At 63.4% G+C, this 7,015-nt stretch carries 5 protein-coding genes; 3 read left to right on the forward strand and 2 right to left on the reverse strand.

The genetic code is table 11. The annotated features are described in order from the left end of the window. Positions 1 to 74 precede the first annotated feature (74 nt). Both pncA and pncB read left to right on the forward strand, forming a co-directional pair. Positions 75 to 671, forward strand: coding sequence for a bifunctional nicotinamidase/pyrazinamidase (pncA, locus tag ACFOMH_RS10615; protein ID WP_377744387.1), 597 nt, complete (start codon positions 75 to 77; stop codon positions 669 to 671). Beyond that, complete coding sequence (gene pncB, locus ACFOMH_RS10620; RefSeq protein ID WP_377744389.1) at positions 668 to 1,978, forward strand: nicotinate phosphoribosyltransferase; 1,311 nt, start codon at positions 668 to 670, stop codon at positions 1,976 to 1,978. Before pncA ends, pncB begins: the two co-directional genes overlap by 4 nt. A gap of 99 nt (positions 1,979 to 2,077) precedes the next feature. Here the strand turns inward: pncB and ACFOMH_RS10625 are convergent, their stop codons facing one another. Together ACFOMH_RS10625 and ACFOMH_RS10630 are read right to left on the reverse strand one after the other, a co-directional pair. Continuing rightward, on the reverse strand, positions 2,078 to 3,208 hold the full coding sequence (locus ACFOMH_RS10625; protein ID WP_377744390.1) for a Hint domain-containing protein: 1,131 nt from the start codon (positions 3,206 to 3,208) through the stop codon (positions 2,078 to 2,080). A 296-nt stretch (positions 3,209 to 3,504) separates the two neighbouring features. Next, positions 3,505 to 5,175, reverse strand: coding sequence for an NAD+ synthase (locus tag ACFOMH_RS10630; RefSeq protein WP_377744392.1), 1,671 nt, complete (start codon positions 5,173 to 5,175; stop codon positions 3,505 to 3,507). A gap of 130 nt (positions 5,176 to 5,305) precedes the next feature. Between ACFOMH_RS10630 and ACFOMH_RS10635 the strand changes: the two genes are divergently transcribed. Further along, entirely contained in the window at positions 5,306 to 6,760 is a 1,455-nt protein-coding gene (locus tag ACFOMH_RS10635) for a 2-isopropylmalate synthase (RefSeq protein WP_374423986.1), read from the forward strand. The last annotated feature ends 255 nt before the right edge of the window (positions 6,761 to 7,015 follow it).

Below are 7,015 nucleotides of genomic sequence, written 5' to 3' on the forward strand. Positions count from 1 at the left end.
GTGCGGGCATTGACGCCCCTGTGAGGCGGCCCTACCGTCGCTTTCGGAAATGCGCCGATACCGGAGGTCCACAGATGGGCAAGGCTCTGATCGTCATCGACATGCAGCCCGATTTCTGTCCCGGCGGCCGGCTGGCCGTCGCGGGCGGCGATGAAATCGTGGCCCCGATCAATGACCTGATGGCCGATTTCGACGCGGTGGTGCTGACCCAGGACTGGCACCCGCCTGATCATGCCAGCTTTGCCGAGAACCATCCCGGCGCGGCGCCGTTTTCGATGATCGACATGCCTTATGGGCCGCAGGTGCTTTGGCCCGCGCATTGCGTCATCGGCAGCGAGGGCGCGCGCCTGCATCCCGCGCTGGCGGTCGATTGCGCCGATCTGATCCTGCGCAAGGGGTTCCGGCCCCAGATCGACAGTTATTCGGCATTCTTTGAAAACGATCACCGGACCCCGACCGGGCTTGAGGGCTATCTGCGCGCGCGCGACCTGCCGGATCTGACCTTCGTCGGATTGGCGCATGATTTCTGTGTCGCCTGGTCGGCCATCGACGCGGCGAAGCTGGGTTTTCGCGCCACCGTCATCGAGGCGGCCACCCGGGCAATCGATCTGAACGGCTCGCGCGAGGCGGCGCGGGCGAACATGCGCAAGGCAGGAGTTGAACTGGCATGATGATCCCGACCGTCGACATCGCCGCACGGGTCTATAACCACAAATGGAAAATCGACCCGATCGTGCGTTCGCTGATCGACACCGATTTCTATAAGCTGCTGATGTGCCAGTCGGTGTTCCGAAACCGGCCCGATACGCAGGTCGCGTTCAGCCTGATCAACCGCTCGACCCGCATCCGTCTGGCCGATCTGATCGATGAGGGCGAGCTGCGCGAACAGCTGGACCATGTGCGCGGGCTGACGCTGGCGCGGGGCGAAAGCACCTGGATGCGCGGCAATACCTTTTACGGCAAGCGACAGATGTTCCGCCCCGATTTCATGGAGTTTCTGGAAAATCTGCGCCTGCCCGCCTATCATCTGGAAAAGCGTGACGGCCAGTATGAGCTGACATTCGAAGGCCGCTGGCCCGAGGTCATGCTTTGGGAAATTCCGGCGCTTGCGATCATCATGGAACTTCGGTCGCGGGCCGTGCTCAAGGATATGGGGCGGTTCGAATTGCAGGTGCTCTATGCCCGCGCCATGACCCGGCTTTGGGAAAAGATCGAGGAATTGCGCAAGCTTGGCCCCGATCTGCGCATGGCCGATTTCGGCACCCGGCGGCGGCACAGCTTTCTTTGGCAGGATTGGTGCGTGCAGGCCATGGTCGAGGGGCTGGGCGATCAGCGTTTCATCGGCACGTCGAACTGTCTGATCGCCATGCGCCGCGATATCGAGGCCATCGGCACCAATGCCCATGAATTGCCCATGGTCTATGCCGCGTTGGCCGATAATGACGATGAATTGCGTCGCGCCCCGTATGATGTTCTCGCCGATTGGCAGGAAGAGCATGAGGGGATGCTGCGCATCATCCTGCCTGATACATATGGCACAAAAGGCTTTCTGGAACATGCGCCGGACTGGCTGGCCGGTTGGACCGGCATCCGCGTCGACAGCGGCGATCCCGCCGAAGGGGCCGAGATGGCGATCCGCTGGTGGCAGGAGCGGGGCGAGGATCCGCGCGACAAGCTGATCATCTTTTCCGATGGGCTGGATGTGGCCAAGATCGCCGAGCTGTTCCAGCGCTTTCACGGCCGGGTCAAGGTCAGCTTTGGCTGGGGTACGCTTTTGACCAATGATTTCCGGGGGCTGGTCTCGGGCGACGGGCTCGCGCCCTTTTCGCTGGTCTGCAAGGCGGTGGCCGCAAATGGACGGCCAACCGTCAAGCTGTCGGATAACCCGGAAAAGGCGACCGGACCCAAAGCGGAAATCGAACGCTATCGCAGGGTCTTTGATGTCGGCCAGCAACAGCGGCTGGACGTGGTCGTCTGATCCCCGGCATCGCCTGACACCCGGTATCGGGACAAGGGGCGCCGGGTAAGATCAGGCCCCGGTGTGGTGGCGAACCGGGGCCTGAGGAGTTATCGGCGCTTAGCGCGCCTGTTGCAGCTCGCGTTGGTTCTCGGCGTGGCGCTTTGCGAGCTGGCGCCCCCTGCGGCCTTCGCCCAGACGGCGCGCGGGTTCCCAGGCGCGGTCGGTGGCAAGAAGTTCCGGGAACAACGCCAGGATTTCGGCCCGGGCCGCGGGATCAACGGCTTTCAACGCTTCGGGGCCGGTGAACAGGGACTCGGTATGCGCACCTTCCGAACAGACGATTTCGTGCTGGTCGAACAGAAGGTGGAAATATTCCAGATCCTCGTTGCTGCGGTCGATTTCGACCCCGTCGATATCGGTCAGATGCTTGGCGGCGATCAGCACCTCGGCCTCGCCGAACATGCGTTCGGCAATGCGCGAATTGATCAGCACGCGGTGCTGTTGCGAGACGTAAAGATCACGCTTGGGCAGCGCATCGCCAAGCGCGCCGGCGCTGATGCGGACCGGGCGCATGGTGCCGAACGCCTGCAACAGGGCTGCGTCGACCTTTTTCGAACCGATCCAGCGCAGCGGCTGCGGCCCGTGATCGCGGGTGATCACCATGTCGCCCACGCTCAGCTCTTCGACGGGAACGTCGCCGCGCGTCGTCTGGATCAGGGTGCCGTTGCGGAAGCAGACAAAGACCGGCGCGTCCGCAAGGCCATAGCGCGACGAGTTGAGCGCGTCGAAATTGTTCTGCCGCACCCCGGTCAGGGTGATCGACTGGATGGCGCGCGAGGTCAGGGCCTGAACCTCGGCCTGCGAGGCGCCGCTGGGCGGGGGCACCAGCGCCAGATTGCCGCTGGTATCCTGAAGGATGCGCAGCGGCACATTGGTCGCCGTCGTCCCGTCCATATAGGTGACGGTGCCGGTATAAAGGATGCCGGTATCCAGATAGTGGTTCGTGCCGTTGATGGTGGTGTATTCACCGCGCGGCAGGCCGTTCGGCCCGTCAAAGGACACGCTGCCATTGTCGTTGCCGTCGCGCAGCGTGGATTCAAAGATGCTGCGGGCAAGCGGCGCGTCCTGGCTGCCGAAGGTGGTCCCGATCAGCTCGTTGGCACGCTCGGCGCCGGTATAATATTCGTTGCTGTCGAGGTCGCGATGGGTTCCCAGGGAAATCGCGCGGATGGTCGTATAAGTTGGCATTGCAGACCCTAATCATTATTCAGCCCCGAGATCGGGACGACAGATAGAAATCGAAGCGACACGACGAAAGCCTTGCACAATTCGTGCAAATCCCCATCGGGCCGCAGCGCTCAATACACCTTTGGCCGTGTCTGAAGATAGGGGGGAATGCATATTATTTCACCTGTCTGAAAGGACAGGTTTCTGCGCAAGTTTATGGTATTTTCCGATCCCCGGCACCGGGTTGGCGGATATCTTGTGCCACCCGTGCAGGGCGGCCCGCGATGGCGGCCGCCCCGGTCCCCCGGGTCCCCTGGTCAGAGCTGGTCGCGCCAGCGGTTGACCAGCGGATAGCGCCGGTCCAGCCAGAAGGCCTTGGTCGAAATGCGCGGCCCGGGCGCGGCCTGGTAGCGTTTCCATTCGCTGCCATAAAGCAGCTTTTCGACCTTTTTCACCGTCTCGAGATCGAAGCCCTGCGCGACCAGATCCTTGAGCGCCAGATCCTTTTCGACCAGCCCTTCCAGAATGGCGTCCAGCACCTCATAGGGGGGCAGGCTGTCCTGATCCTTCTGGTTGGGGCGCAGCTCGGCCGATGGGGGTTTCGAAATGATCTGCGGCGGGATCACCTCGCCGGCCGGGCCCATCATCCAGTCGCGGTGATTGGCATTGCGCCAGCGGCAGGTCTCGAACACGCGGGTCTTGTACAAATCCTTGATCGGATTATAGCCGCCCGCCATGTCGCCATAGATCGTGGCATATCCGACCGCGACCTCGGATTTGTTCCCGGTGGTCAGCAAAAGCTCCCCGAACTTGTTGGAAATCGCCATCAGCATCAGACCGCGCAGGCGGGACTGGATGTTTTCCTCGGTCGTGTCGGGCTTTGTGCCCTGCATAAGATGCGCCAGGGCCGCCGTCACCGCGTCGCGCGGGCCTTCGATGCCCACCGTGTCCAGCCGCGTACCCAGCCGGCCGGCGCAATCGGCGGCATCGTCAAGGCTGGCCTGCGAGGTATATTCGCTGGGCAGCATCACGCAGCGCACGTTTTCGGGGCCGATCGCATCGCTGGCAATGGTGGCGACCAGCGCGGAATCGATGCCGCCCGAAAGGCCCAGCAGCACCTTTCTGAAGCCCGATTTGCGCATATAGTCGCGCAAGCCTTCGGTCATGGCGCGGTAATCCTGTTCCCATTCGTCGGGCTGTTCGGCCATCACCCCGGGCGTGGCGCGCCAGCCGTGGGGCGTGCGGGTGAAATCGACATGCACCACCGCCTCGTCAAAGGGCGGCAACTGCACGACCTTGGTGGCGCCGCCGGTTTCGCCGGGGTTCAGGACAAAGCTCGCGCCGTCATAAAGCTGATCGTCCTGCCCGCCGACCGAGTTCAGATAGACCACCGGCAGGCCGGTTTCGACGACGCGCGCGACGATATGGCCCATGCGCAGGTCCAGCTTGTGGCGGTGATAGGGGCTGCCATTCGGGACGATCAGGATCTCGGCCCCGCTTTCGGCCAGCGTCTCGGCCACGTCGGGCCACCATGCATCCTCGCAGATCGGGCTGCCGATGCGGATGCCATCGACGCTATAGGGGCCTTGCAACGGTCCCTGATCGAACAGCCGCAGCTCGTCGAACAGCTGTTTGTGCGGCAGGTCGTGTTTCAGCACCCGCGTCACCACCTTGCCGTGTTGCAGGATCCAGAAGGCGTTAAACAGCTTTTTCCCCTCGGCATAGGGGCCGCCGATGCCGATCACCGGGCCGTCGGCGCAATCCCGGGCCAGCTTTTCGATCTCGGCCATGGCGTCCTCGGTAAAGGCGCGTTTCAGCACCAGATCCTGCGTCTGATAGCCGGTGATGAACATTTCCGGCAGCACCAGCATCGCCGATCCGGCCGCGCGCGCCTGTTCCCATGCCGCGCGGGCCTTGGCGGCATTGCCGGGCAGATCGCCCACGGTCGGGTTCAGCTGGGCAAGGGTGATGCGGAAATTCTCGGGCATGGCGCGCTCCTTCGCGGATGTCGTCCAAGTGATAGGCGAGGATGCGGCCAAGGGAAAGTCGGGCTTTGCGCCCGGCATTGGCATGCGGTAAACCCTAGGCAAAACCATTCTGAGGCAGGGGGCAGGACCCATGAAAGCAGCCATTTTCGCCTGTGCGGTCGTTCTGGCCGGCGCGGGCATGGCCGGGGCTCAGGCCGTCGTGACCAAGCAATATGACGACGGGGGTGTCTATGAGGGCACCTTTCGCGGCGGCAAGCAGCACGGGCGCGGCACCTATAAGCTGCCCTCGGGCTATGAATATACCGGCGACTGGGTCGAGGGCGAGATCCTGGGTCAGGGCGTGGCCAAATTCCCCAATGGCTCGGTCTATGAAGGCGCCTTCGCCAAGGGCAAGCCCAGCGGCAAGGGCAAGATCACCTATGCCGATGGCGGCACCTATGAAGGCGACTGGCTCGACGGCCAGATCACCGGACAGGGCGTGGCCCATTATGCCAATGGCTCGGTCTATGAAGGCGGCTTTCTGAACGCGCTGCATGACGGCAAGGGCCTGCTGACGCAGCCGAACGGTTATCGCTATGAAGGTGGCTGGGCGCAGGGCGTCAAAGAGGGGGCGGGCAAGATCACCTATCCCGATGGCGCCAGCTATGACGGTCAGATGAAGGCCAACCAGCGCGCCGGTCAGGGCAAGCTGACCATGCCCGACGGGCTGACCTATGATGGCGGCTGGTCCGCCGGCCAGATGTCGGGCGAGGGGCGGTTGGTCCAGCCCTCGGGCGACGCCTATCAGGGGCGTTTCGCCAATGGCCGGCGCGAAGGCCGCGGCATCGCCACCTATGCCAATGGCGACCGTTACGAAGGCGATTTCCGCGCCGACAAGCGTTGGGGCGTCGGCACCTTCACCGGCACCGATGGCTATGTCTATGCCGGCGACTGGGTCGAGGGCCGCATGGAGGGTCTGGGCCGCATCACCTATCCAGACGGCTCGGTCTATGAGGGCGCATTGAAAAACGACCTGCCCGACGGGCGCGGGCTGATCACCTATCCCGACAAGGCCAGCTATGACGGCGAATGGGTCGCCGGCGCGATCGAGGGGCAGGGCGTCGCGAAATACGCCAATGGCCTGACCTATGAGGGCGGCTTCAAGCGCGGCCGGAACGAAGGCCAGGGTCGGATGACCTATCCCGACGGCTATGTCTATAACGGCGCCTGGCGCGACGGTCAGCGCCATGGCGAGGGACAGGCCACCTATACCGACGGCACCACCTATGACGGCTCATTCGTGGACGGGCTGCGCCACGGCAAGGGCCGGCTGATCGCGCCCGACGGGTTCCGCTATGAAGGCGGCTGGAAAAACGGCGAGATCGACGGCGAGGGCGTGGCCACCTATGCCAATGGCGATGTCTATACCGGCCATTTCGTGATGGGCAAACGCCAGGGCGACGGCGTCATGCGCTATGCGACGGGCCAAGTGGCGGCGGGCGAATGGCAGGACAACCGGCTTGCGGTGCCGGCGCCGGATAGTGCGGTGGTCGAGGGCGAAGGCGCCGAGGTTGCGGTGCCGGCGGAGCCGAGCGAGGTGCCGTAGGGGGCTTGGCTGTCTGCTTTGCGGGACGGAGCGGTCATTTGCTGCGACTGTCCCAATGGCGGCTTTTGGACGGCAGGGCAAAAACGCTAGCTTTCGACGGCGGTCAGAAACGTGTGGGCTTTGGCAACATCCCACCGCACGGTAACTTTACATTCAGTTAATCCGACATTCTCCAAGTGGCCTGCCGCTTGACTTCAAGATCGCCTGATTTTGCTCGCTGGGCAAGCGTTTTTCGCCCCGAGCGGTGTCTGTCGT

Origin of the sequence: Paracoccus mangrovi, assembly GCF_042648425.1 — a bacterium.
GTDB classification, from domain to species: Bacteria; Pseudomonadota; Alphaproteobacteria; order Rhodobacterales; family Rhodobacteraceae; genus Paracoccus; species Paracoccus mangrovi.

Bases quoted from the DNA above. Each gene is read 5' to 3' on its own strand.
- pncA (WP_377744387.1), top strand. From the start codon at position 75: ATGGGCAAGGCTCTGATCGTCATCGACATGCAGCCCGATTTCTGTCCC.
- pncB (WP_377744389.1), top strand. From the start codon at position 668: ATGATGATCCCGACCGTCGACATCGCCGCACGGGTCTATAACCACAAA.
- ACFOMH_RS10625 (WP_377744390.1), bottom strand. From the start codon at position 3,208: ATGCCAACTTATACGACCATCCGCGCGATTTCCCTGGGAACCCATCGC.
- ACFOMH_RS10630 (WP_377744392.1), bottom strand. From the start codon at position 5,175: ATGCCCGAGAATTTCCGCATCACCCTTGCCCAGCTGAACCCGACCGTG.
- ACFOMH_RS10635 (WP_374423986.1), top strand. From the start codon at position 5,306: ATGAAAGCAGCCATTTTCGCCTGTGCGGTCGTTCTGGCCGGCGCGGGC.